Origin of the sequence: Streptomyces sp. NBC_01546 (assembly GCF_045208355.1) — a bacterium.
Lineage (GTDB): Bacteria > Actinomycetota > Actinomycetes > Streptomycetales > Streptomycetaceae > Streptomyces.
The window spans coordinates 4770336-4792884 of the sequence record NZ_CP109379.1 but is presented as its reverse complement, the minus strand read 5'-3'; the positions used below and the strand labels follow the sequence as shown (position 1 = coordinate 4792884).

Below are 22549 nucleotides of genomic sequence, written 5' to 3'. Positions count from 1 at the left end.
GCCGCCGCCGGTGGCTCCTCCGCTCAGCTGGGAGCCTCGGCGCCCTTGCGGGCGTAGAACCACCAGCACACCGCCAGGCAGCTGGCGTAGAAGCAGATGAAGATCCACAGCGCGCTCGTGACCGTCATGGCGGCGAACATCGCGGGGATGAAGAAGAAGCCGTAGGCGGCAATGGCGGAGGAGAAGCCGGTGACGGCGCCCGCCTCCATCTCGGACTGCTGCAGTGCGGCGCGCTGCGCCTCGGGCCCCTTGTCCGCGGCCTCCCGCATGTGCTGGTCGCGGAAGATCACCGGGATCTGCCGGAAGGTCGAGCCGTTGCCGAGGCCGGAGAAGGCGAAGGCCGCCAGGAAGCCGGTGAAGAAGGCCCAGAAGCTGCCCTGGTCGCCCTGGTGCGGCAGCGCGAAGATGATCACTACCAGCGAGGCCGCCATGCCGACGAAGGACAGCATGGTGACCCTGGCGCCGCCGATCTTGTCGGCGAGCCAGCCGCCGGCCCAGCGCATGAGCGCGCCGACGAAGGGGCCGATCCACGCATAGGTGGTGGCCTGGTAGCCCTGCGCCTCGAAGTTGTTCTTGATCAGCAGCGGCAGGCCCGCGGCGAATCCGATGAAGGACCCGAACGTGCCGACGTAGAGCCAGGTCATCAGCCAGTTGTGCTTGCGCTTGAAGATGATCTTCTGCTGGCTGAAGGGGGCCGCGGCCACCTTGAGGTCGTTCATCAGGAACCAGGCGAGCAGCGCCATGATGACCAGCAGCGGCACCCAGAGGAAGGCGCCGTTCTGCAGCCAGATGTCGGTGCTCTCCTTGGCGTCGTGCTGCGGACCGCCGACCGGGGCGCCGAGTACGGCGGCGGTCACCACCAGGGGGGCGACCAGCTGGACCACGCTCACGCCGAGGTTGCCGAGCCCGCCGTTGAGGCCGTTGGCGCTGCCCTTCTCCCGCTTGGGGAAGAAGAAGCCGATGTTGGCCATCGAGGAGGCGAAGTTCGCGCCGCCGATGCCGCAGACGGCCGCGATCAGCGCCAGTTCCCAGTAGGGGGTGCCGGTGTCCTGGAGCGCGAAGCCCAGCCACAGCATCGGCGCGATGAGGATGATCGTGCTGAAGGCGGTGAACTTCCGCTCGCCGAAGATCGGCCCGATGAAGGTGTACAGGATCCGGAAGGTGCCGCCGGTGATGCCGGGGATGGCGGTCAGCCAGAACAGCTGGGACTTGGAGAAGCCGAAGCCGACGTCGTTGAGCTTGACCACGGTGACCGACCAGACCTGCCAGACCACGAAGCCGAGCATCAGCGCGGGGATCGAGACCCAGAGGTTGCGCTGGGCGACCTTGCGGCCGGTGGACTGCCAGAAGCCCTCGTCCTCGGGGCGCCAGTCGCCGATGGTGGCGCCGGGCTTGTAGGTCTCCGCCCGGTGCGAGCGCACCGCGGAGTCGGTGTTCGTGCGTATGGACATCGTCATCGGTCCTTCGGGTCGAGGAGCCACAGCGCGATCACGACGAGGAAGGACAGGATCAGGAATCCCGCCCCCCACCAGGCCGTGCCGGTGTTGCCCTTCATCCACTCGTTGACGGTCACGGTCAGCGCCCAGAGCTGCCCGATGACCACGGTGAGGGCCAGGGCCAGACGGGCGTTGAGCTTCGAGGACCGCTCCGGCTCCTGTTCGGTGCCGGCTCCCGGGCCGGGGCCGGTGTGCCGGATCCGCGGGTCCCCGTAGCCGCTGGTGGAGCGGATCTGCGGATACCGCTCGCGCACCGGCCGGTTGAGCCGGGGCTGGGCACTCCCCGGGTGGTAGTCGGGGCGCGGAGGCAGCTGTGCGTCGGTCACGTCCGCCCGCTCTCGTTCGAAGTGGCGCGATCGGCTCCGGGGCAGCCCAGCTGGCGGCTCGTCTCGGGGCGGGTATCGCCGAACTGCCGGCACAGGGCGTCCTTGGCCGGCTCTCCCGAGCGGGCGGTGGCGATGGCCCAGACGCTGCCGTCGGTCTGCTCGGTCAGGAAGACCATGGGGAGCGGCCGAGGTGGCGGGCCCGCGGTCACCTCGCCGGTGCGGACGTCGAAGGCGCCCTCGTGGCAGGGGCAGTACAGCTCCCCGTCGAGGCCCCGGTCCTCGCGCCAGAGCACGCCGCAGGCCAGGTGGGTGCAGACGGCGGAGTAGCCCACGAGGGTGCCGTCGGCCAGCCGTACGGCCAGGGCCCGGTCCTCGTCGCCGGGGAACCGGAAGGCGACGGACTGGCCGGGCGCCAGCTCGGCGGCGACCAGCTTGGGCTCGGGCAGCTTCTCGCTGTCGCCGTGCCGGTGCAGGATGCCGCCGGCGACGCCGACCCCGCCGATGGCCAGGCCGCCGGAGACGGTGGCGACGATCCGCAGGTAGTCGCGGCGGGTGGTGAGGGAGTCGGCGCTGATCCGGTCGCGGAGCTGCTCGGCGGCGGCGTCACCGTCGGGACCGGGTGCGGGAGGCGGCTGTTCGGTGACGCTCATCGGACGTCCACTCCGTTCACCTCGACCACGGGCAGGCCGCCGGGGACGGGCCACTGGACCTTGTCGGCGGGGACGACCATCGCCACGCCGGTGCTGACCATCACGTCGCCGAAGGCGAAGGAGTCGGCGACCTGGACTCCGGGGCGCTCGGCCTGGAGCTCCTCGAGGGTTCCGTAGAAGAGGGCGCCGGTGGGGCAGACGGTGGCGCACATGGGAGCCAGGCCGTAGGCGGTGCGGTCGTAGCAGAGGTTGCACTTCATCTGCAGCTTCGCCTGGAGGTCGATCTTCGGGACGCCGAAGGGGCAGGCGTTGACGCAGTTGGCGCATCCGATGCAGCGGGTGGTGTCGGCCTGCTGGACCACGCCGTCGGCGGTCACCAGGATCGCGTCGGCGGGGCAGACCTCGGCGCAGGGGGCGACCGGGTCCTCGCAGTGCATGCAGACGGTCGGGAGGGAGGCGACGGACATGCCGGGTTCGGTGTAGTCCAGGTGGATCATCGACTTGCCGCGGTGGGAGTCGCATTCGCGGCAGGCGGAGACACAGGCCTGGCAGCCGATGCAGCGACCCGGGTCGATGAAGATCGTGCGGCCCATCATGGCGGGTCAGCTCCTCTCCGACGTGCCACGGCCCTGCGGGGACGTGGGGGGCAGGGGGTCGGTGCGGGAGACCTGGGCCTCCGGGTAGGCCTCCTGGCCCGGGGCGGTGGGCGGCGCGGGGACCTCGTCGATCCGGTCGGCGGCCTCGACACGGGCGGCGCAGACCTTGTACTCGGGGATCTTCGAGCGGGGGTCGAGGGCGTCGATGGTCAGGGCGTTCGCGGCCGTCGGGACAGGCCAGTGGTACGGGATGAAGACGGTGTCGGGGCGGATGGCCTCGGTGACCAGGGCCGGGAAGACCTCGCTGCCGCGGCGGGTGACCACGCGGACCGGGTCACCGTTCCTGAAGCCGTGCGAGGGGTGGACCTCCACCCAGGGGCGCGGGGTCTGTTCGACGAGGGCGCCCAGGCGGCGGGTCTGGTTGCCGGAGAGGAAGTGCGCGACGGTGCGGCCTGTGGTGAGGGAGAGGGGGTACTCCTCGGTGTAGGCGTCCATGGGCGGATGCCATTCCACGACCTGCATGTGGATCTTTCCGTCGGGGTGGCAGGTCCTCCCGTCCTCGAACAGCCGGGGGGTGCCCGGGTGCTCGGTGGAGGGGCAGGGCCAGGCGATCCCGCCGGTCTCCTCCAGGCGCTCGTAGGTGATGCCGTAGTAGTCGTTGACCGTGCCGGCGGAGGCGACGCGCAGCTCCTCGAACACCTCGCGGGAGCCGGGGAAGTCGAAGTGGTGGCCGGCGCCGAGGCGTCTGGCCAGCTCGCAGATGACCCAGGTGTCGGTGCGCACTCCGGCGGGGGGCTCCTGGGCCTTGTTGTGCTTGACCACCCGGGCCTCGGCGTTGGCCATCACCCCTTCGTCCTCGGCCCAGGTGGTGACGGGGAAGACGACGTGGGCGTTGGCGGCGGTCTCGGAGAGGAAGAAGTCGAACTGGGCGTGGAACTCGGCGGTGTCGTAGCCGTCCTTGACCACCGCGTAGTTGGGGAGGGAGACGAAGGGGTTGTTGCAGATGCCGATGAGGCCGCGGATCTCCCGCCGCTGCATCTGCCAGACCATCTCCATCATGGAGGTTCCGGCGCCCGGGAGTTCGGACTCCTCGGTGCCCCAGATCCGGCAGATCTGGGCCCGGTGTTCCGGGTTGGAGATCGAGCGGCCGCCGGGGAGGAGGTCGGACTTCTGGCCGTGCTCGCGGCCGCCCTGGCCGTTGCCCTGGCCGGTGATGGTGCCGTAGCCGGCGCCCGGCTTGCCGATGTTGCCGGTGGCGACGCACAGGTTGATCACCGTGAGGCAGTTCTCGACGCCCTGGGAGTGGTGTTCGATGCCGCGGGCGTGCCAGGCCATGGCCTTGTCCGCCGCGGCGAAGACCCGGGCGACCTGGACGATCTGCTCGGCCGGGATCCCGCAGATCTCGGCGGACCGGGCGGGCGGGTAGGCGGCGACGGTCTGCTTGACCTCCTCCCAGCCGGTGGCGTGGGCGGCGAGGTAGGTCTCGTCGGTCAGTCCCTCGGCGACGATCACGTGCAGGACGGCGTTGAAGAAGGCGGCGTCGGTGCCGGGCTTGAGGGCGACGTGGATGTCGGCGGTGCGCGCGATGGCCGTCTCGCGCGGGTCGATGACGATGAGCGAGGCTCCGCGGTCCCGGGCGCCCCACAGGTACTGGGTCATCACGGGGAAGCACTCCCCCACGTTCGACCCGGCGATGAGCAGGCAGTCGGTGAGGAGGATGTCGGAGAAGGGGTTGCCGGCCCGGTCGATGCCGAAGGCGAGCTTGTTGGCCCCGGCGGCGCTGACCATGCACAGGCGGCCGTTGTAGTCGACGTGCTTGGTCTTCAGGGCGACCCGGGCGAACTTGCCGACCAGGTAGGTCTTCTCGGAGAACAGGCTGGCGCCGCCGAGCAGGCCGAAGGCGTCGTTGCCGTACGCCTGCTGGATGCGCCGGATCTCGGAGACGGTGAAGTCGAGGGCCTCCTCCCAGGAGGCCTCCGTGAATTCCTCGTCGCGGGAGCGGCGCATCAGCGGGGCCGTGAGCCGGTCGGGATGGTTGACCTGCTGATAGGCGTTGATGCCCTTGGGGCACAGCCGCATCCGGTTGATGTCGTGGTTGCGCGGCTCCACGCCGAAGACCTTGCCGTGCTTGTCCACGCGCAGGTACATCCCGCACTGCACGCCGCAGAAGCAGCAGTGGGTGGGGACGAGGGTCTCGCCGTTCTGGTCGGCGTGCCACTGGTCGGCCGGGATCCCGCCTGCGTCGCGGAAGTTGCGGGTGCCGGGTGGCGCGATGGACGGGTCGATGGAAACGGGAACGGGCCGGGACACGGCCTTGACGGGGTCGGTCGCGGTCACTTGAAGCCCTTCTTGACGTCGGTCAGGTAGGCGTTGCCGCGCAGCACCCGCTTGCAGCGCGGGCAGTATTCGACGAAGGCGTTGAAGTCGAGCCCCAGGTCCTGCATGGTGCCGCGCAGGTTCTCGACGTACGGGGTGGTGTCGATCGGCTCCCCGCAGCGCTTGCAGGCGAAGACCTGCTCGTCCTGGCGGGCCGTGTACTTGAACAGCTGCATGCCGACGGCGGCCGGCCGCTGGACGATGTGGAAGAACTTCCCGAACGGGATGTAGATGAGGGTGAACACCACCGACACCATGTGCAGGATGGCGAGGAACTCGTAGCCGCCGCCGTGCAGGAAGATCGACGAGAAGGTCAGCAGCAGCCCGGTCACGGAGATCACGATCAGGCAGATCAGCGGCAGCAGGTCGTAGGCGAAGCGCTGGCCGGTGATGGCTCCGCGGTCCTTCATCCTGCGCCACAGGAAGTACGAGGCCCCCGGGATGACCAGGACCGCGGCGACGTCCAGCCCGTGGAACATCAGCCAGCCCAGGATGTTCAGCGAGTCGAAGCCGAGCACCTTGAAGCCCCAGATCCGCATGTCGTATCCGGGGCCGGAGCCGCTGTCCGAGGTGAAGGTGAACCAGCCCCAGGTCAGCGGGAAGGTGATGAGCGCGGCCAGGATGCAGCCCCAGAAGATGAGCTGGTGGGCGGCCCAGCGGGCGCGCGAGCGCGCGCCGAGGAACTTCTGGAAGCCGAGGTAGGTGGCGATCATCTTGGGCAGGGCGGTGGGCGCCCTGCGGAAGTTGTCGGCCGAGAAGAAGCTGCCGAAGCCCTTCTTGAAGAGGCGGCGCGCGCCGGGCGCGGAGACCCAGACCGTGTACCGGTAGGCAACGCCGAAGGCCAGGAAGACCGTCGCGACCGCGTACGGCAGCAGGGCCGAGTCGAAGTCGCGCAGCAGCCGGCTGCCCAGCACGATCGCGGCGATGAGCAGGAGCGATACGACGGTGCCGGCCAGGGTGGCCCGGGCGGTGACGGATCTCCTGCCCGGCGGCGGGGTCTCGGGTGCCTCCGGCGGTGGCGGGGCTGCGGCGAGTGCTTCTGTGGGCTCGGACACAGCACCACGCTAGGCGGTTCATACCGATTCAGCCCGTTATGCCATGGTCATGGTTACGCCGAACGGGGGTCAGACGGCGGTCAGTCCCCGCGCCTCGAAAATCCCCCTGGCCTCGGCCACCTGCCCGGCGTCGGGCGAGGGCGTGTCGCGGAGGGTGAAGTTCATGCCCAGCGCCTGCCACTTGGCCTCGCCCAGCTTGTGGAAGGGCAGGACGTCGACCCGCGAGACGTTGCCGAGCGAGCCCGCGAAGGCGGCGACCCCCTCGATGTTCTCCCGCGCGTCCGTGAGCCCCGGAACCAGGACGAAGCGCAGGTGCACCTCCTTGCCGAGGTCCGCGAGGCGCTGCGCGAAGTCGAGGGTGGGCCGCAGCGGGCGCCCGGTGACGCGCCTGTACGTCTCCCGGTCCCAGGACTTGATGTCGAGCAGGACCAGGTCCACGTCGCGCAGCAGCGCGTCGGTGGCCCGTACGCCGAGGAAGCCGGAGGTGTCCAGGGCGGTGTGCAGCCCCAGCTCGTGCTTCATCCGGTGCAGCAGCTCGCCCGCGAAGACGGGCTGGAGCAGCGGCTCGCCGCCCGAGACGGTGGCCCCGCCGCCGGACGCGGCGATGAACTTCCGGTACTTGGCGGCTTCGGCGATCACGGCGTCGGCCGAGGTCCTCTTGCCGCCCCGCATCTTCCAGGTGTCGGGGTTGTGGCAGTACAGGCAGGTCAGCGGGCAGCCGGACAGGAAGGTCACGAAGCGCGTGCCCGGACCGTCGACCCCGGTCGACAGGTCCCAGGAGTGCACCGAGCCCTCGCTCGGCCGCTGGGTCGCGGCGGCCGCGGGGGTGGCGGCCGCGGGGGCGGCGGCGGAGTGGGCGGCGGGCTGGGCGGTGTTCGCGCCGAGGAGGACGGTCATGGCAGGTGCTCCAGACGGGTGGGCTCTAGAGCGAGCCGTGGAAGGTGCGGTTCAGCACGTCGAGCTGCTGGTCCCGCGTGAGGCGGACGAAGTTCACCGCGTATCCGCTGACCCGGATGGTCAGCTGCGGGTAGTTCTCCGGGTGCTCCATGGCGTCCGTGAGCGTGTCGCGGTTCAGCACGTTCACGTTCATGTGGAATCCGTCGCCGGCCATGTAGCCGTCGAGCACGCCCGCCAGGTTCTTGATCCGCTCCTCGGGGGTGCGGCCGAGACCGTCGGGGGTGACGGTGTTGGTCAGCGAGATGCCGTCCTCCGCGTCCTCGTACGGGAGCTTCGCCACCGACAGCGCCGAGGTGACGTAGCCGCGGGTGTCGCGGCCGTTCATCGGGTTGGCGCCCGGGGAGAAGGGCTCGCCCGCCCGGCGTCCGTCCGGCGTGTTGCCGGTCTTCTTGCCGTAGACGACGTTCGAGGTGATCGTCAGCACGGACTGGCTGTGCTCGGCACCCCGGTACGTCTCGTGCCCCCGCACCTTCTTTATGAACTCCTCGACGAGCCACACGGCGATGTCGTCGACGCGGTCGTCGTTGTTGCCGTACGCCGGGTAGTCGCCCTCCACGCGGTAATCGGTGACGAGGCCGGTCTCGTCGCGCACCGCGCTGACCTTGGCGTGCTTGATGGCGGACAGTGAGTCGGCTGCGACCGACAGGCCGGCGATGCCGCAGGCCATGGTGCGGCGCACGTCGCGGTCGTGCAGGGCCATCTCGATGCGCTCGTAGGCGTACCGGTCGTGCATGTAGTGGATGACGTTCAGGGCGTGGACGTAGGTCTGCGCGAGCCATTCCATCTGCTCGTCGAACTTGGCCATGACCTGGTCGTAGTCCAGCACCTCGGAGGTGAGGGGGCCGGTCTCGGGACCGACCTGGGCGCCGGACTTCTCGTCCCGGCCGCCGTTGATCGCGTAGAGCAGGGTCTTGGCGAGGTTCACGCGGGCGCCGAAGAACTGCATCTGCTTGCCGACCGGCATCGCCGACACGCAGCACGCGATGGCGGTGTCGTCGCCGAAGCGCGGGCGCATCAGCTCGTCGGACTCGTACTGCACCGAGGAGGTGTCGATCGAGACCCGGGCGCAGAACTCCTTGAAGCCCCGCGGCAGTCGCGGCGACCAGAAGACGGTCATGTTCGGCTCGGGAGCCGGGCCGAGGTTGTAGAGGGTCTGGAGGTAGCGGAAGGAGGACTTGGTGACCAGCGGACGGCCGTCCTCGCCCATGCCGGCGATCGATTCGGTGACCCAGGTCGGGTCGCCGGAGAACAGCTCGTCGTACTCGGGGGTGCGCAGGAAGCGGACGATGCGCAGCTTGATGATGAAGTCGTCGACCAGCTCCTGGGCCTGCTCCTCGGTGAGGAGCCCGGCCTCGATGTCGCGCTGGAGGTAGACGTCGACGAAGGTGGAGGTGCGGCCGAGCGACATGGCCGCTCCGTTCTGCTCCTTCACGGCGGCCAGGTACGCGAAGTACAGCCACTGGATGGCCTCGCGGCCGGTGGCGGCCGGGCGGGAGACGTCGTGCCCGTAGGAGGCGGCCATCGCCTTGAGTTCGGCGAGGGCGCGGATCTGCTCGGCGAGCTCCTCGCGCAGGCGGATCGTCTCCTCCAGCGAACGGTGGCCCGCGGGGAGGGAGTTCAGCTCCTCCTTCTCTTCCTTCTTGACGGCGATGAGGCGGTCCACGCCGTACAGGGCCACCCGGCGGTAGTCGCCGATGATGCGGCCGCGGCCGTACGCGTCCGGCAGACCGGTCACGACGCCGGCCTTGCGGGCGGCGCGGATCTCGGGGGTGTAGGCGTCGAACACACCGGCGTTGTGGGTCTTGCGGTACTCGGTGAAGACCTTCTCGAGGTCCTCGGAAACCGGGTAGCCGTAGGTCTCCAGGGCGCCGGCGACCATGCGCCAGCCGCCGTACGGCATGATCGCGCGCTTGAGCGGAGCGTCGGTCTGGAGGCCGACGATCAGGTCCTTGTCGCGGTCGATCCAGCCGGGCGCGTGCGCGGTGATCGAGGACGGGATGTCGTGGGCGATGTCGTAGACGCCCTTCTCGCGCTCTTCCGGGAACTTGTCCGTGATCGCCTTCCACACGGCCGTGGTGCGCTCGGTGGGGCCGGCGAGAAAGGTGTGGTCACCCTCGTACGGCGTGTAGTTCTGCTGGATGAAGTCGCGGACGTCGATGGCGTCGCGCCACAGACCGCCCTTGAAGCCCTCCCAGGCCTCGCCGTTCTTCGTGGTCTCCGCAGGGGTGGCAGTCATCGCCCGCACCTTCTTCGAGTCGCCTCATTGCTTGGTTCCATTGCACGCCTTTTGATCGATCATCTGGCGCCGCGTTGGTCCCGACCTGAAGCCCGAAGGTCCTGCGATCCCCACCCGACGACCCTCGACACCGCCATGACCTGGGATTTCACCAAGGCCGAAAGTCCATCGCGCGCTTGTGAACACTTTCACAAATAGGGGTTCCGTCGGCCGGGATTGACCCTCGACTTGGTACAGGGCACAGAGTTCGGGGTGTGGAGAGCGAGATGCGCAGTATCGGTGAGATGGCTCGGGACAGTGGGCTGAGCGTGAGCGCCCTGAGGTTCTACGACGGGGCCGGCGTGCTGGTCCCGGCCTGGGTGGACCCGGTGAGCGGCTACCGCTGGTACGGCCCGGAGCAGCTCGGCGAGTCCCGGTTGCTGGCCCGGCTGCGCCGGGCGGGCATGCCGTTGGCCGACATCCGGCTGGTGCTGGCCGGCTGGTCCGCCGCCGACACCGATCTGGTGCGCAAACTGCTCCAGGCGCATCTGCACCGTATGGAACTGGGGCTGTCCGATGCCCGCGGTGAGTTCTCCACGATCCGAGCGCTACTCGAACGCAGGGAGAACCCCATGGCTTTGCCCCGCACCACCTCCGTCCGGTCGGCCGTCTCCGCGCCTGAGCTGGCCGCCGCCCTGGACGCGGTCCGTTTCGCCGCCAGTACCGGCCCGGAGCTGCCGATGCTCGGCGGTGTCCTGTTCGACATCGAGGGTGAGACGCTCCGTGTCGTGGCCACCGACCGGTACCGGATGGCTGTCGCTCAAGCCGGTATCGACGGACAGGACGGGCACGGCGGGCACCGCGGGCACGACGGGTCCCGTGTGCAGGTCGTCGTACCCTCCCCGCTCGCCGACGCGATGCGGGCGCTGCTGAGTCACGACGCGTCCGTCCGGCTCACCGTGGACGGTGACCGCGTGCTCCTGGAGACGGGGGACCGTCAGGCCGCCGGCCAGTGCCTCGGCCACGACTTCCCCGATTACCGCCGCCTCGTCCGCCTGCCCGCGGGGCGCCGTGCCCTCGTGGATGTCCCGGCCTTCCGGGAGGCGGTGGCAACCGGTCCGGTCCGTGCGAGCGAGCTGCGCGAGGAGGGCGGTCCGGTCTGCGACCTCAGCGTGCTCAAGGTGGCGGCCGACGGCGTGGTGACCGTCTGCGAGGACGGTGACGACGACCGGGACAAGGTCGCCGTCAACCGGGACTTCCTGCTGGACGCCCTCGCCGCCGGAGCCGCCGACCAGCTGGTTCTGGAGTTCGGCGCCCCCAAGGCCCCGCTGGCGATCCGCCGGACCGATACCGAGGACACCTTCTCGCTCCTGATGCCCGTCCACCTGGAGAACTGAGGCCGGGACAGGGCCTAGCTGGGGGCTTGCGCGCCGGGGCGGGCGTAGAACCACCAGGCCACGGCCACGCACGAGGCGTAGAAGGCCACGAAGCCCCACATCGCGCTGGTCACCGCGAAGTTGGCGAACATCGCCGGGATGAAGAAGAACCCGTAGGCGGCGATGGCGGCCGTGAACCCGGTCACCGCGCCCGACTCGATCTCCGCCTGCTTCAGCGCGGCCGCGTACTGCGGCGTGCCCTCCGTCAGCCCCTTCAGGTGCTGCCCCCGGAAGATCACCGGGATCTGCCGGAACGTCGAGCCGTTGCCGATGCCCGAGAAGAAGAACGCCGACAGGAAGCAGAAGAAGAACCCGTAGAAGGAACCGGAGTCCGAGCCGGCCGGCAGGAAGGTGATCACACCGATGATCGACACGGCCATGCCCGCGAAGGACAGGATCGTCACCCGGGCGCCACCCAGCTTGTCGGCGACCCAGCCGCCCGCCCAGCGGGCCAGCGCGCCCAGCGCCGGGCCCATCCAGGCGTAGGTGGCCACCGAGTACCCGGGGAAGGTGGTCTTGATCAGCAGCGGCAGCGCCGCCGCGAAGCCGATGAAGGAGCCGAAGGTGCCGACGTAGAGCCAGGTCATCAGCCAGTTGTGCTTGCGCTTGAAGATGATCTTCTGCTGGCTGAAGGGGGTGGAGGCGACCTTCAGGTCGTTCTGGCCGAACCAGGCCACCGCGGCGAGGACGATCAGCACCGGCACCCACACGAAGGCCGCGTTCTGGAGGTAGATCTCCGAGCCGTTCGCCTTCTTCTGGCCCGCGCCGATCGCCAGGACGGACGAGGTGATCAGGATCGGGGTCAGCAGCTGGACCACGGACACCCCCAGGTTGCCCAGTCCGCCGTTGATGCCCGTCGCGTTGCCCTTCTCCTGCTTCGGGTAGAAGAAGCCGATGTTGGCCAGCGAGGAGGAGAAGTTCGCGCCGCCGATGCCGCACAGCGCGGCGATCGCGATCATCGTGCCGTACGGGGTGTCCGGGTTCTGCACCGCGAAGCCCAGCCAGAGCAGCGGCCCGATCAGCACGACCGTGGAGATCGCCGTGAAGCGGCGCTGCCCGATCATCGGGCCGATGAAGGTGTAGAGGATCCGCGCGGTACCGCCGGTGATGCCGGGGACCGCCGTCAGCCAGAACAGCTGGGACTGCGAGAAGCCGAAGCCGACGTCCTTCAGGTTGGTCGCCGTGATGCTCCACACCTGCCAGACCACGAAGGCCACCAGCAGGGCCGGCACCGCGATCCACAGATTGCGGGTCGCGACCCTCTTCCCCGTGGACTGCCAGAAGGAGGGATCCTCCGGCGTCCATTCGGTGATGGTGCGGCCGGGGCGGTACTGCGCCGGATCGCCGACCAGCGGCCTCTGCGCTTCCTTCGTAGCGGTACTCATTGCACTGCACGTCCTGAATTGCGAGAAGGGTCCTGACCCATCCAGACTCCGCCCCGCACCCGGGACCGCGGCAGAGGAGAACGCACTGTGGGCGACGGGACAAGGTCCCGCCGCGCACAGTGCGTTGGTCCGTACGCGACCGCCCGGGGCACGCGGGCGCCGAGGGCCGCGCGCCTGGCCCGCTGAAGCCGCGCCCATCTGGTGTGCTGGCCGGCATGGCCTACTCCCCCATGACCGCCCGCAGCCGCGACGAGGACCACCGCGCGGCCACCTCGCTGGAGCTGTTCTTCGACCTCTGCTTCGTCGTCGCGATCGCGCAGGCCGGTGCCCGGCTGGTGCACGCGCTGGCGGAGGGCCATCCCGGCACCGGGGTGATCGGCTACTTCTTCGTCTTCTTCGGCGTGTGGTGGGCGTGGATGAACTTCACGTGGTTCGCCTCCGCCTACGACGTCGACGACGTGCCGTACCGGATCGCGACGCTCGTCCAGATCGCGGGCGTTCTCGTCTACGCGGCGGGCGTGAGCCAGGCCTTCGACGAGAACGACTGGACCGTGGCCGTCATCGGCTACCTGATCATGCGGGTGGCGCTCACCGCCCAGTGGCTGCGGGCCGCCGCCGGGGAGAGCGGCCCGGCGCGCACGACGGCGCTGAAGTACGCGGCCGGGCTGGTGATCTGCCAGGCCGCCTGGGTGGCGCTGCTGTTCGCCCCGGACGACGCCAAGCGCTGGCTGTTCCTCGTCGTGGCCGCGGCCGAACTGGCCGTCCCGGTGATCGCCGAGCGCGGCCACCAGACGCCGTGGCACGCCCACCACATCGTGGAGCGGTACGGCCTGTTCACCATCATCGTGCTGGGCGAGACGATCGCCGCGAGCACGGTGGCGGTTCAGTCGGCGATCAACGAGCACGAGGCCCTGGGCGAGCTGCTGCCGATCGCCGGCGGCGGACTGCTGATCGTCTTCGCCGCGTGGTGGATCTACTTCGCGGTGCCGATGCACGAGCACCTGACCTCCAACCGCGAGGCGATCCCGTGGGGTTACGGCCACCTGCTGATCTTCGCCTCGGGTGCGGCGATCGGGGCGGGCATCGAGGTCGCGGTCGAGCACTCGGTCGGCAAGGCGCACATCTCCCAGCTCTCCGCCAACGCCTCCGTCACCGTCCCGTCCGCGCTGTTCCTGCTGATGGTGTGGCTCCTGCACTCCCGCCACTTCAAACACGGCCTCGCCCAGCAGCTCACCCTGCCGCTCTCCGCCCTCGCCATCCTCGCCTGCACCTGGACGGGCACGTACGCGGTCCTGTTCGCGGGCCTGGTCGCGACAGCCACAGTCGCGATCGGCGTGACCCTGGCCACGAGATCCAGCGCCGGCGTTTGAGGCGCTGGGGTCCCCCCCAGCGGTAGCTGGGGGAGGGTCCGGGGGCAGCGCCCCCGGCAACGGCGCCGCGCCGAACCGTCACCCCCGCGCCCCCGCGGCCGTTTTCCAGGCCATGACACTCCCCGCACAACGCCCCGCCGAAGCCCCCGGCAGGGAACTGGCCGAGCCCGGCTTCTGGCAGCAGCCCCCCGCCCACCGCCTGGCGGCCTTCGCCCGCCTCCGGGCGGCCGACGGCCCCGTCCACATCCCCGAAGGGCAGGGGCCGGGCCACTGGGCCCTCGTCCGCCACGCCCAGGTACAGGAGGCCAGCCGCCTCCCCAAGGTCTTCGCCAGCGCCCCCGGCGTGACCACCCCCGAGCCCGCCCGCTGGGTCCGCGCCCTGTTCGGGGACTCGATGGTCAATCTGGACGGCCCCGACCACGCCCAGCTCCGCAAGATCGTGCAACGGGCGTTCACGCCCCGGCTGCTGGCCGCCGCCGAGGAGGACATCCACGCGGTGGCCGCCCGCATCGTGGACGACGTACTGGCCGAGGAGCCCGACGAGTTCGTCTCGGCGGTGGCCTCCCGGCTGCCCCTGGAGGTCATCTGCAACATGATGGGCATCCCGGAGCACTACCGGCCGGAGATCGCCGACCGCGTCAACCACGCCTCCGAGAACATCGGGGTGGAGCGCGCTCTGGCCGCCCGGCTGCGGATGCCCGGGCGCGGTCTGCGGGCGCTCGCCCGGATGCAGCGGATGGTGGCCGGCATCGGGCGCGAGCGGCGCAAGAACCCCACCGACGACCTGATCTCGGCCCTGGTGTGCGCGAACGTCGACGGCCAGGCCCTCGGGGCCCGCCAGCTCGGCGCCTTCTTCTCGCTCCTGATGGTCGCCGGGGTGGAGACCACCCGCAACGCGATCACGCACGGGCTGACCCTGCTGACCGACAACCCCGGCCAACGGGACCTGCTGCTCTCGGACTTCGAGACGTACGCGGACGGCGCGGTGGACGAGATGATCCGCCACTCGACGCCGATCATCCAGTTCCGCCGGACCGTCGCCGCCGAACACACCATGGACGGGCACCTGTTCCGCCCGGGCGACAAGGTGGTCCTGTACTACGCCTCCGCCAACCGCGACGAGGCGGTCTTCCCGGACCCCGACGCCTTCGACATCACCCGCTCGCCCAATCCGCACCTGGGCTTCGGCGGCGGCGGACCGCACTTCTGCCTGGGCGCGCACCTGGCCCGGGTGGAGATGAAGGCGCTCTTCCGCGAACTGCTCACCCGGCCGGTCGGGCTGCGCGCGGTGGGCCTGCCGGATCTGGCCGGGTCGAACTTCGACAACCGGGTCCGCTCGCTCAAGTTCGCCTTCGAACGGCCCTGAAGGCGGGGACCGGCCACCGGGCAGGCTGGGAGCCCGGCGGCCGGAGCAGTGGTGGCGGCACGGCCCGGTGCGTCGCGGCTACTTCTGCAGGCGCCGCACGGTCAGGACGCAGTGGGCGCTGCCGGTGAGCACCGACTCGTCGCCCGCGAACGCCTGGAGGGTCTGGGCGTCGACCGGCTGGCCCGGGACCGCCTCGGGCCAGGCGCGCGTGGCGAACAGGAAGTACGCCTGACCGCTCTCGGCCGCCGCGGCGACCCACTCGTCGGGGGCGGTGCACTTGGCGTTCATCCCGGGCAGGGTGAGCGCGATCTGGTTGCCCTCCAGCAGGATCTGCACGGGGAAGGCGGCCGGGTTGCGGGTGCCGTCCATGACGACGTCGCCGATGGGCAGGCCGATCTCTTCCAGCAGCCCGCGGGCCGCCGCCTCGCCGGCCTCCCGGCCCTTCGGGCCGTCCCCGAGGGTGTAGGCGAGGAGGTACGGAATGTCGTGGGCCTCGGAGGGGTCGCCGATCCAGGCGAGCACCGAAAGGGTGCCGAGCTGGGACCGGTCGATTTCGGCTTGAGTAGAAGTCATGCGCCGCACCCTAGTGGTCTGTCGCCCGGCCCTTTCACGGCCTTTCACCCGGGCGGGCTAGACGGCCCAGAATCCCCCTCCGGAATTCGCCTGGATGTTCGCGTCCTGGTACTGGAGCCGCTCAATGCGCGCGTTTTCCGGGATTTCGAACACCACCCATCCCTCGGCCCGCTCACCGACCTCGAGGGAATCGAAGACGAGGGGTTTGCCGGTGGTCAGTTCACCGGTGGGCACCACCGGGTGGCGCCGCCCCGCGCTGTCGTGCGCCCACATGCGTCCGAGCGCCCCGTACGAGGCCCCGCCCACGTTGACGAACGACATCGAGGCGGCCACCCAGCGCTTGCCCGCCGGCGGGGCGAAGTTCTTCTCCACGCTGACCGCGGGGTCCACGTACGCGCTCAGCACCGCCTCCAGGTGCCGGCCGACCTGCCGGCCGTGCACCCGTACGGCTTCACCCACACGGGCATCCTTCACCGCGGGCCGCGCGGGCGCCCCCTCGGCGCCCGGCGCCCCGTCGTCCACCACGACGGCGGGCGCCGCGGCGGGGGCGAGGGCAGCCCCCTCGGGTGCGCTCTGGCAGGCCGTGGCGCCGAACACGAGCAGCGGGAGGAGGGCGGCGGCGAATCGGGGGAGGCGGGAGGTAAAGCGGACAGGGGCGGCGGACTTGCGCATGCAGGATCCCTTCGGGGACGTATTTCGGTCAGTCTCACGCGCCCGAGCGGGCAATTGCACACACCGACACGAGCGGGCCCGGCGAGCGTGTACGCGAGTTGCCCCCGACTGCCAGCACAATTCGTTCCGGCGGAATCCCGCCGCCCGCATCCACCTGGAGGAACGATGGGTATTCACGGAACCCGCATGGCCCTGGCAGCGCTGTCGGTACTGGCCGCCACGGCGGTATTCACCGCGCCCGCCGACGCCACTTCTTTCGACCAGGGAATTTCCACTGCACGAACCCGTCACCCATGGGGGCGAAGCTCCAGATCGCGGCGGCCGTCGTCCAGGGCGGCACGCGGCTCGCGTTCGGCGGCGGCGAGGCGGAGTGCGACGGACAGGAGCACGAGTGGGAGGCCACCGGCTCGCTCAAGTTCACCCCGGCCGTCCACCCGGGCCCGGCGCTCGCCGAGGCCCAGCTCAACGAGATCCACTTCTCGGGTCTGATGCCGCGCTCCATCGACACGGTCGCGGAGGACCGCCAGGAGATCCGGCTCATCGCCCACCACTAGGCCCTGTCCGGGCGGCTGCTCCCGGCCGAGCGGTGCCCGGCCGGTAGCAGCCGCTACCGGCACTCGGGCGCGACGTCCGTCATCGACATGAACGCCACCGACTGGCACTCGGGGTCCGCGTGCGGCCGCCCCGTCGTCCAGTCCACGACCGTCGGTACCCCGGCAGCCAGCAGGAGCAGGGCCAGGATGCCCGTCGCGGCGCCTTTGCTCAGCCTGCGCACAGCACGATCCGTTCCATATCGCGCATCATCACCCCGCCCCGGGCGCCCCACAACTCGGGGTGACCGTCCGGTCACCCCGCGCTCCGGGGGCTGCTCGCGGCGTCGAACTCGCACCACACGGCCTTGCCGTCACCCCGGGACTCCACTCCCCAGTGCGTGGCCAGCGCGTCCACCAGCAGCAGCCCGCGCCCCGTGGTGGCCGCCTCGCCCGGGGTGCGCCGGCGCGGCCACACGCTGGAGCGGTCCTTGACCCAGAGCCGGATCCGCCGGACCGGCTCGGGCAGCACCTCCATCGTCAGCACAGCCCCGCCGTCGGTGTGCAGCAGGGCGTTGACCAGCAGTTCCCCGGCGGCCAGTTCCACGTCGTCGGCGAGGTCCGGCATGCCCCAGTCGCGCAGCGCCTGGCGCAGGGCGTAGCGGGCCTCCGAGAGCCCTTCCGGGTCGGCCTGGTGGATGTACTGGTGGATGCGCGGGGCACGGTGGGTGCCCGGGTCGGGGGCCCGGCGCAGCACCAGCAGGGCCACGTCGTCCCCTGAGCCCCAGCGCTCCCAGAGCCGGTCCGAGAGGTGGTCGGCGAGCGCCCCGGCCTCCTGCGGGCCGCTGCGGACCGCGTGGGCGAGGGCCTCCATCCCCTGGGTGATGGCGGTGCCCGGCTCCTCCACCAGGCCGTCCGTGCACAGTACGAGCGTCTCCCCGGGGACCAGGTCGAGGCGGGTCTCGGGGAACTCCTCCTGCTCGAAGACCGAGGCCAGCCCGAGCGGCAGGCCGCCGCGCACGTTGGGCCAGCCCGTTCGGCCGTCCGTGTGCCGGATCAGCGGGCCGAGGTGGCCCGCGCGCACGGCCCGTACGCCGCCCGTCTCCAGGTCCACTTGGGCGTACATGCAGGTCGCGAAGCGCTCGGTGTCCAGTTCGGCGAGGAAGCGCGAGGCCCGCGCCAGCACGGTGGACGGCGGATGCCCCTCGCCCGCGTAGGCCCGCAGCGCGATCCGCAGCTGGCCCATGATGGCCGCCGCGTGCGTGTCGTGGCCCTGCACGTCGCCCACCACGATGCCGACCCGGTCGCGGGGCAGCGCGATCACGTCGTACCAGTCCCCGCCGACCTCCCGCCCGCTCCAGGCGGAGTGGTAGCGGACCGCGATCTCCCCGCCCGTGATCTCCGGGATCCGCCGCGGCAGCATGGCGGCCTGGAGCCCCGTCGCGAACTCCCGCTCCTGGTCGAAGAGGAGCGCGCGCTGGAGGGACTGGGCCACGATTCCCGCGAGCCCCAGGCAGAGGTTGCGCTCCTCCGGGCTGAACTCGCTGCGCCGCCGGTAGAAGAGGACCAGCCCGCCGATGGCCTGGGCCTGGGCGATCAGCGGCAGGTAGGCGGCCGCGTCGTACCGGATCCGGCCCAGGTAGTCGCTGAGCAGCGGGAATTCCTCACCGAGCGCGGTGAGCGAGGTGACGAAACGTGCCTGCCTGCTGAGCACCGCCTGCGACAGCGGCAGCGAACCGTCCAGCCGGGTGAACCGCCGCTCGCTGAGGATCTCCAGCGATTCCCCGCTCAGCGCGATGATCTTTATGGAGCCGCCCTCGACCAGCCCCAGGGCCAGCCCGTCCGCGCCGAGGCGTTCCAGCGCGCCCGCCCCGGTCAGCGTGGCCGTCACGTCGTCCACGGTCACCGCCCGCGAGAGGGCCTCCGTGGTCCGCTGGACGATGGTCGTCTGCTGGGCCCGGGCCGTCTCCAGTTTGCGCAGCATCGTGGCCTGGGCGAGCTCCGCCGTCGCGTCCCGGACGATCCCCACGATCCGCCGCGGCTGCCCGTCCCCGTCCCGCAGCACCCGGCCCTGGGTGTGCGTCCACTGGTCGCGGCCGTCGCGCCGCCGCACCGTGAAGTAGGCCCCGTACGAGTCCGCGCCGCTGTCCAGGACCTCCGCGACGGTCTGGCGCAGCCGTCCGGCGTCCTCGGGCGGGATCCGCACCCCGACCGCCAGCGGGGTGCCGTCGAACTCCTGCGGCTCCAGGTCGAAGACGTACATCCCGGTCTCGTCCAGGGCCAGCGTGTCGTCGCCCAGGTCCCACTCGAAGCTGCCCATGCCGTTCAGCGCGAGCCGTTCCCCCGGCCCGGTCTCGGGGGACTGCCGGTCCTGCTCGGGACTGTCGCGCTCCGCCGCTGCCACGAGACACACCACCTAACGGCCGGGCCAGCACGGCTGGGAGATCAGCCGCTCCCACTCCTCGTCAGGATGACCCGGAAGGGTGCGCCCGGCCTCCCGCCAGCGCTTGACGAGAGAGAGGTAGATCGGGGGCTGGACGGTGTGGGGCGCCGTCGCGTACGGGCCACGGTCGTACCCGGTGGCCCGGGACGTGGCGGGCTGTTCGGCGCGACTGGCGGGAATCCGTACCCAGCCACGGCCCTGTGCTCGCTCCGCGCTCATTGCGGACCCCTCTCACCGCGGGTCTCACTGCGGATCTCACCGCAGATACGTCTTGGGATGCCCGGCTGCGGCCCGGTCGTCCCGGGCCTCACCGGTGGAGCCCGGCAGCGGGCCCCGGGCACCGAGCCGCTTGCGGACTCCTCTCACCAGTCTCCCCGCCGTGAAGCCCGCACCGTGCACGAATCGCATGGAAGGGCCGAATGAGGGAGCCGTCAGCAGCCCCGCGAAGAACAGTCCGGGCCACGAGGACTCGAAGCCCGGGCTCAGCTCCGGCGTCCCGCTGTCCCCCACGGTCTCCAGCGCGGCCCGCAGCCCCGCGTCGAGCAGCTCCAGCCGGTCCAGGTCCGGGGTGAACCCGGTGGCCGCGATGACGTGCGCGGTGTCCAGGACCACGGACTCGCCGGCCCTGGTGGTCAGCCCGAGCCGGGTCCGCTCGCCCACCGCGACCGCCCGGTGCAGATGGTGTCCGAGCAGGACGGGGACGCGCCGCTCGAAGCGGTCCCGCAGCCACCAGGCGCCCGCCGGGCCCAGCGCGGTCGCCGCGATCCGCTCCCGGCTGGCGGCGGGCAGCCGCCGCACCGCCCACGGCAGCTCCGACCACACCCAGCTGCGCCAGCCGGTGCCGAGGCCGCTGTGCGGATCGCGCAGGGCGCGCGGCGCGGGGCGGTTCAGCGGCTGCGGCACCGCGTTCCAGTTCAGCCGGGAGCGCCGGGCGACCAGGCACGGCCGGGCGCCCTGCTCTGCCAGCAGGGCGGCGGTCTCCAGGGCCGCCTGTCCGGCCCCGAGCACGGCGACCTCGCGGCCGGCGAAGCGCGTCAGGTCCCGGTGGCCGCTGCTGTGCGAGTAGTGGCCCGGCGGCAGGTCGCGCAGCACCGGGGGATGGTGGGCGAACGGCATCACCCCGACCGCGAGGGCGACCGTACGGGTGAGCAGCGGCGGTCCCTCGGCGGTGTGCACGCGGAAACCCTCGCCCTGCGGGGTCACTTCCGTGACGGTCACCTCCTCCACCTCGGGCGCGGCATGGCGGGCGAACCACATCCCGTACTCGCTGAACGTGCCGATCGGCAGCGGAGTGCCGTGTTCCGCGACCAGTCCCCGGGTTTGGCAGAAGTCGGCCAGGGTGTACCGCCCGTCGGGCGCGGACAGGTTGGAGGCCCAGGGCTCCGACTTCAGGTACATGCCGTCGGGCATGTGGTCGCGCCAGGAGGCCATGGGCCGTCCCAGCAGCCGTACGTCGAGCCCCGCACCCGCCGCGTGCGCGGCGATCGACAGCCCGTACGGGCCCGCGCCGACCACCACGAGATCGTCCATCCGGGTCACGGCCTTCCTTCCAGAGTCGTGCTCAACGGGTCACCAGCTCGTCCGGCGCCGCCGGTGCCTCCGGCGGCACGGACCGGGTGGCGGACCCGGCCGGCGGCTGCTCCCGCGCGCGCTGGCGGGGCGCCCGGACCGCCGCGCGTGCGGTGCGCCGCCCCTGCACCACCGGAACTCCCCTCAGCACCCGGGCGCCCTTGCCGAGCCCCCGGCCGAGGAAGGCGAGGATCATCGCCAGGAACGGCAACAGGTCGTCGGCGGCGAACCAGGCCGCCTCCACGCGCCCGCGCGCGGCCGCCGGTTCGCCGGCCGCCCCCGCAGTCGCCGCGGCCTTCGAGGCCGCCGCGCGGCGCGGCGGCAGCGAGCGGCCGCGCACCGCCGCCAGCAGCGCGTAGTTCTCGGCGACGAACACCCGGCCCGGTCCGCCCGCGGGCGCCGGTACCCGCTGCCCCGTCAGATCCAGGTACATCGCCTGTACGACGTCCAGCCCGGCGGCGTCCGTGAACAGCCGGAACTGCGCGCCCGGGCGGGGGTTGAAGTCCACCAGCCGGAAGGTGCCGCGCTCGTCCCGGCGGAAGTCCAGGTCCAGGATCCCCTGGTAGCCGAGGCGTTCGGCGAGCCGCAGCCCCGCCTCCTCCACCGCGGGATCCGGCAGCCAGCGGCCAACGGCCGTCAGCCCCGTCCGCACCGGCCACGACAGCTCCTTGCGGCCCGACCCCGCCAGCAGCGGGCGCCCGCCCCGGGCGAAGGCCCCGTGGAAGAACCAGTCGGTGTCCGGCCCGGCCGGCAGGAACCGCTGGAGCAGCAGCCGGCTCCCGGCCTCGGCGGAGCGCTCGTACAGCCGCCGCGCCTCGGCGGCGGTGTGCACCAGCGTGGTGCTGCGCAGGCCGTCGGCCCCGGGCGGCAGCAGCCAGGGCCGGCTCCACTTGGCGACCAGCGGCAGGCCGAGCCGCCAGGCGGCCTCCGCCGCCTCGCCGCCGCTCGCCGGGATGACCGTCTCCGGGTGCGGGATGTCCCAGCGCGCGCACAGCCGCGACAGCTCGGCCTTGTCGGCCACCCGGGCGGGCAGGTTGTCGGGCTGATGGGGAATCCGGAAACGGTCCGTCAGCATCGGCGCGACCCGGGACACCGTGATCGCGCTCAGATCGTCCATGGCGACGAGCACGGCAGGGCGGCCGATCCGCTCCGACACCCCGGTCAGGCACTCGAGCAGCGTCTCGGGCGCCTCGGGGTCCAGTCCGCCGGCCGGGCCGGGATGCACGGCGCGCAGATAGCGCGAACGCCCCATGGGACCTCCCCCGGCCTCGACGACGGCATGGACCTCCACGCCCTTGCGGCCAAGGGATCTGACGGCGCCAAGGGTTCCGTGGTGGAACGGATTCCGGTCGAGTCTGAGCAGAACGGCGGGCACATGGCTGAGATACGCGTGCATGGCAGCGGTGTCTTTCACCTAGTCGGACCAAGCGGGGATGATGTGCGACTGCGAATGGCCTAGGCAGGCGTCACCGGACAGGCCATTCGTCGGATCTGATGCCTAACGTCTTTGGTAAGCAAACCGATTCAGGAAAGC

At 71.2% G+C, this 22549-nt stretch carries 20 protein-coding genes; 4 read left to right on the top strand and 16 right to left on the bottom strand.

Going from position 1 to position 22549, the window contains the following annotated elements:
- Positions 1-23 precede the first annotated feature (23 nt).
- From OHA89_RS22025 to pflB, 8 genes are all read right to left on the bottom strand, one after another.
- Positions 24-1451, bottom strand: a complete 1428-nt coding sequence (locus tag OHA89_RS22025; RefSeq protein WP_406366905.1) for a NarK family nitrate/nitrite MFS transporter — start codon at positions 1449-1451, stop codon at positions 24-26.
- Between the two features lie 2 nt (positions 1452-1453).
- Positions 1454-1822: a hypothetical protein gene (locus tag OHA89_RS22020; RefSeq protein WP_266609442.1), complete on the bottom strand. Its 369-nt coding sequence runs from the start codon at positions 1820-1822 to the stop codon at positions 1454-1456.
- Positions 1819-2472, bottom strand: coding sequence for a ubiquinol-cytochrome c reductase iron-sulfur subunit (locus OHA89_RS22015; protein WP_266609441.1), 654 nt, complete (start codon positions 2470-2472; stop codon positions 1819-1821). Before OHA89_RS22015 ends, OHA89_RS22020 begins: the two co-directional genes overlap by 4 nt.
- Complete coding sequence (locus OHA89_RS22010) at positions 2469-3068, bottom strand: 4Fe-4S dicluster domain-containing protein (protein WP_030662475.1); 600 nt, start codon at positions 3066-3068, stop codon at positions 2469-2471. Before OHA89_RS22010 ends, OHA89_RS22015 begins: the two co-directional genes overlap by 4 nt.
- Before the next feature lie 6 nt (positions 3069-3074).
- On the bottom strand, positions 3075-5405 hold the full coding sequence (locus tag OHA89_RS22005; protein WP_406366904.1) for a molybdopterin oxidoreductase family protein: 2331 nt from the start codon (positions 5403-5405) through the stop codon (positions 3075-3077).
- Positions 5402-6499 (bottom strand): MFS transporter, encoded by a 1098-nt coding sequence (locus OHA89_RS22000; protein WP_266609439.1) that lies wholly within the window; start codon positions 6497-6499, stop codon positions 5402-5404. Before OHA89_RS22000 ends, OHA89_RS22005 begins: the two co-directional genes overlap by 4 nt.
- A gap of 69 nt (positions 6500-6568) precedes the next feature.
- A complete protein-coding gene (pflA, locus tag OHA89_RS21995) occupies positions 6569-7396 on the bottom strand; it encodes a pyruvate formate-lyase-activating protein (protein ID WP_406366903.1) in 828 nt (275 codons plus the stop codon).
- Positions 7397-7421: 25 nt separating this feature from the next.
- Positions 7422-9692, bottom strand: coding sequence for a formate C-acetyltransferase (pflB, locus tag OHA89_RS21990; protein ID WP_406366902.1), 2271 nt, complete (start codon positions 9690-9692; stop codon positions 7422-7424).
- Positions 9693-9958: 266 nt separating this feature from the next.
- Between pflB and OHA89_RS21985 the strand changes: the two genes are divergently transcribed.
- Entirely contained in the window at positions 9959-11068 is a 1110-nt protein-coding gene (locus OHA89_RS21985) for a MerR family transcriptional regulator (protein WP_406366901.1), read from the top strand.
- 14 nt (positions 11069-11082) lie between these two features.
- On the opposite strand, the gene OHA89_RS21980 is transcribed toward OHA89_RS21985, so the two are convergent.
- Positions 11083-12492, bottom strand: coding sequence for an MFS transporter (locus OHA89_RS21980; protein WP_266609435.1), 1410 nt, complete (start codon positions 12490-12492; stop codon positions 11083-11085).
- Positions 12493-12707: 215 nt separating this feature from the next.
- Here OHA89_RS21980 and OHA89_RS21975 point away from each other — a divergent pair, with 215 nt between their 5' ends.
- Positions 12708-13862, top strand: coding sequence for a low temperature requirement protein A (locus tag OHA89_RS21975; RefSeq protein ID WP_215143026.1), 1155 nt, complete (start codon positions 12708-12710; stop codon positions 13860-13862).
- Positions 13863-13974: 112 nt separating this feature from the next.
- Positions 13975-15228 (top strand): cytochrome P450, encoded by a 1254-nt coding sequence (locus OHA89_RS21970; protein WP_215143028.1) that lies wholly within the window; start codon positions 13975-13977, stop codon positions 15226-15228.
- A gap of 78 nt (positions 15229-15306) precedes the next feature.
- Here OHA89_RS21970 and OHA89_RS21965 read toward each other — a convergent pair whose 3' ends face one another.
- Together OHA89_RS21965 and OHA89_RS21960 are read right to left on the bottom strand one after the other, a co-directional pair.
- Positions 15307-15801 carry a DUF5949 family protein gene (locus OHA89_RS21965; protein ID WP_266609433.1) on the bottom strand — a complete coding sequence of 165 codons (495 nt, stop codon included), beginning with the start codon at positions 15799-15801 and terminating at the stop codon, positions 15307-15309.
- 57 nt (positions 15802-15858) lie between these two features.
- On the bottom strand, positions 15859-16473 hold the full coding sequence (locus tag OHA89_RS21960; RefSeq protein ID WP_266609432.1) for a hypothetical protein: 615 nt from the start codon (positions 16471-16473) through the stop codon (positions 15859-15861).
- A gap of 98 nt (positions 16474-16571) precedes the next feature.
- On the opposite strand from OHA89_RS21960, the gene OHA89_RS21955 reads away from it, so the two are divergent.
- Positions 16572-17027, top strand: a complete 456-nt coding sequence (locus OHA89_RS21955; protein WP_406366900.1) for a DUF6299 family protein — start codon at positions 16572-16574, stop codon at positions 17025-17027.
- 53 nt (positions 17028-17080) lie between these two features.
- Here the strand turns inward: OHA89_RS21955 and OHA89_RS21950 are convergent, their stop codons facing one another.
- The 5 genes from OHA89_RS21950 to OHA89_RS21930 all read right to left on the bottom strand — a co-directional run bounded on the left by OHA89_RS21950 (position 17081) and on the right by OHA89_RS21930 (position 22411).
- On the bottom strand, positions 17081-17248 hold the full coding sequence (locus tag OHA89_RS21950) for a hypothetical protein (RefSeq protein WP_215143048.1): 168 nt from the start codon (positions 17246-17248) through the stop codon (positions 17081-17083).
- Positions 17249-17319: 71 nt separating this feature from the next.
- Positions 17320-19407, bottom strand: a complete 2088-nt coding sequence (locus tag OHA89_RS21945; protein ID WP_406366899.1) for a SpoIIE family protein phosphatase — start codon at positions 19405-19407, stop codon at positions 17320-17322.
- A gap of 12 nt (positions 19408-19419) precedes the next feature.
- Positions 19420-19665, bottom strand: coding sequence for a hypothetical protein (locus OHA89_RS21940; RefSeq protein WP_215143052.1), 246 nt, complete (start codon positions 19663-19665; stop codon positions 19420-19422).
- Between the two features lie 36 nt (positions 19666-19701).
- A complete protein-coding gene (locus tag OHA89_RS21935) occupies positions 19702-20976 on the bottom strand; it encodes an NAD(P)-binding domain-containing protein (RefSeq protein ID WP_406366897.1) in 1275 nt (424 codons plus the stop codon).
- Positions 20977-21007: 31 nt separating this feature from the next.
- Positions 21008-22411, bottom strand: a complete 1404-nt coding sequence (locus OHA89_RS21930) for an ATP-grasp domain-containing protein (RefSeq protein WP_406366896.1) — start codon at positions 22409-22411, stop codon at positions 21008-21010.
- Between the last annotated feature and the right edge of the window lie 138 nt (positions 22412-22549).

What these genes read in the sequence shown, in the direction of transcription:
- OHA89_RS22025 (WP_406366905.1), bottom strand. Translation starts at nt 1,451, where the DNA reads ATGTCCATACGCACGAACACCGACTCCGCGGTGCGCTCGCACCGGGCG.
- OHA89_RS22015 (WP_266609441.1), bottom strand. Translation starts at nt 2,472, where the DNA reads ATGAGCGTCACCGAACAGCCGCCTCCCGCACCCGGTCCCGACGGTGAC.
- OHA89_RS22010 (WP_030662475.1), bottom strand. Translation starts at nt 3,068, where the DNA reads ATGATGGGCCGCACGATCTTCATCGACCCGGGTCGCTGCATCGGCTGC.
- pflA (WP_406366903.1), bottom strand. Translation starts at nt 7,396, where the DNA reads ATGACCGTCCTCCTCGGCGCGAACACCGCCCAGCCCGCCGCCCACTCC.
- pflB (WP_406366902.1), bottom strand. Translation starts at nt 9,692, where the DNA reads ATGACTGCCACCCCTGCGGAGACCACGAAGAACGGCGAGGCCTGGGAG.
- OHA89_RS21985 (WP_406366901.1), top strand. Translation starts at nt 9,959, where the DNA reads ATGCGCAGTATCGGTGAGATGGCTCGGGACAGTGGGCTGAGCGTGAGC.
- OHA89_RS21980 (WP_266609435.1), bottom strand. Translation starts at nt 12,492, where the DNA reads ATGAGTACCGCTACGAAGGAAGCGCAGAGGCCGCTGGTCGGCGATCCG.
- OHA89_RS21975 (WP_215143026.1), top strand. Translation starts at nt 12,708, where the DNA reads ATGGCCTACTCCCCCATGACCGCCCGCAGCCGCGACGAGGACCACCGC.
- OHA89_RS21970 (WP_215143028.1), top strand. Translation starts at nt 13,975, where the DNA reads ATGACACTCCCCGCACAACGCCCCGCCGAAGCCCCCGGCAGGGAACTG.
- OHA89_RS21965 (WP_266609433.1), bottom strand. Translation starts at nt 15,801, where the DNA reads ATGACTTCTACTCAAGCCGAAATCGACCGGTCCCAGCTCGGCACCCTT.
- OHA89_RS21960 (WP_266609432.1), bottom strand. Translation starts at nt 16,473, where the DNA reads ATGCGCAAGTCCGCCGCCCCTGTCCGCTTTACCTCCCGCCTCCCCCGA.
- OHA89_RS21940 (WP_215143052.1), bottom strand. Translation starts at nt 19,665, where the DNA reads ATGAGCGCGGAGCGAGCACAGGGCCGTGGCTGGGTACGGATTCCCGCC.
- OHA89_RS21935 (WP_406366897.1), bottom strand. Translation starts at nt 20,976, where the DNA reads ATGGACGATCTCGTGGTGGTCGGCGCGGGCCCGTACGGGCTGTCGATC.
- OHA89_RS21930 (WP_406366896.1), bottom strand. Translation starts at nt 22,411, where the DNA reads ATGCACGCGTATCTCAGCCATGTGCCCGCCGTTCTGCTCAGACTCGAC.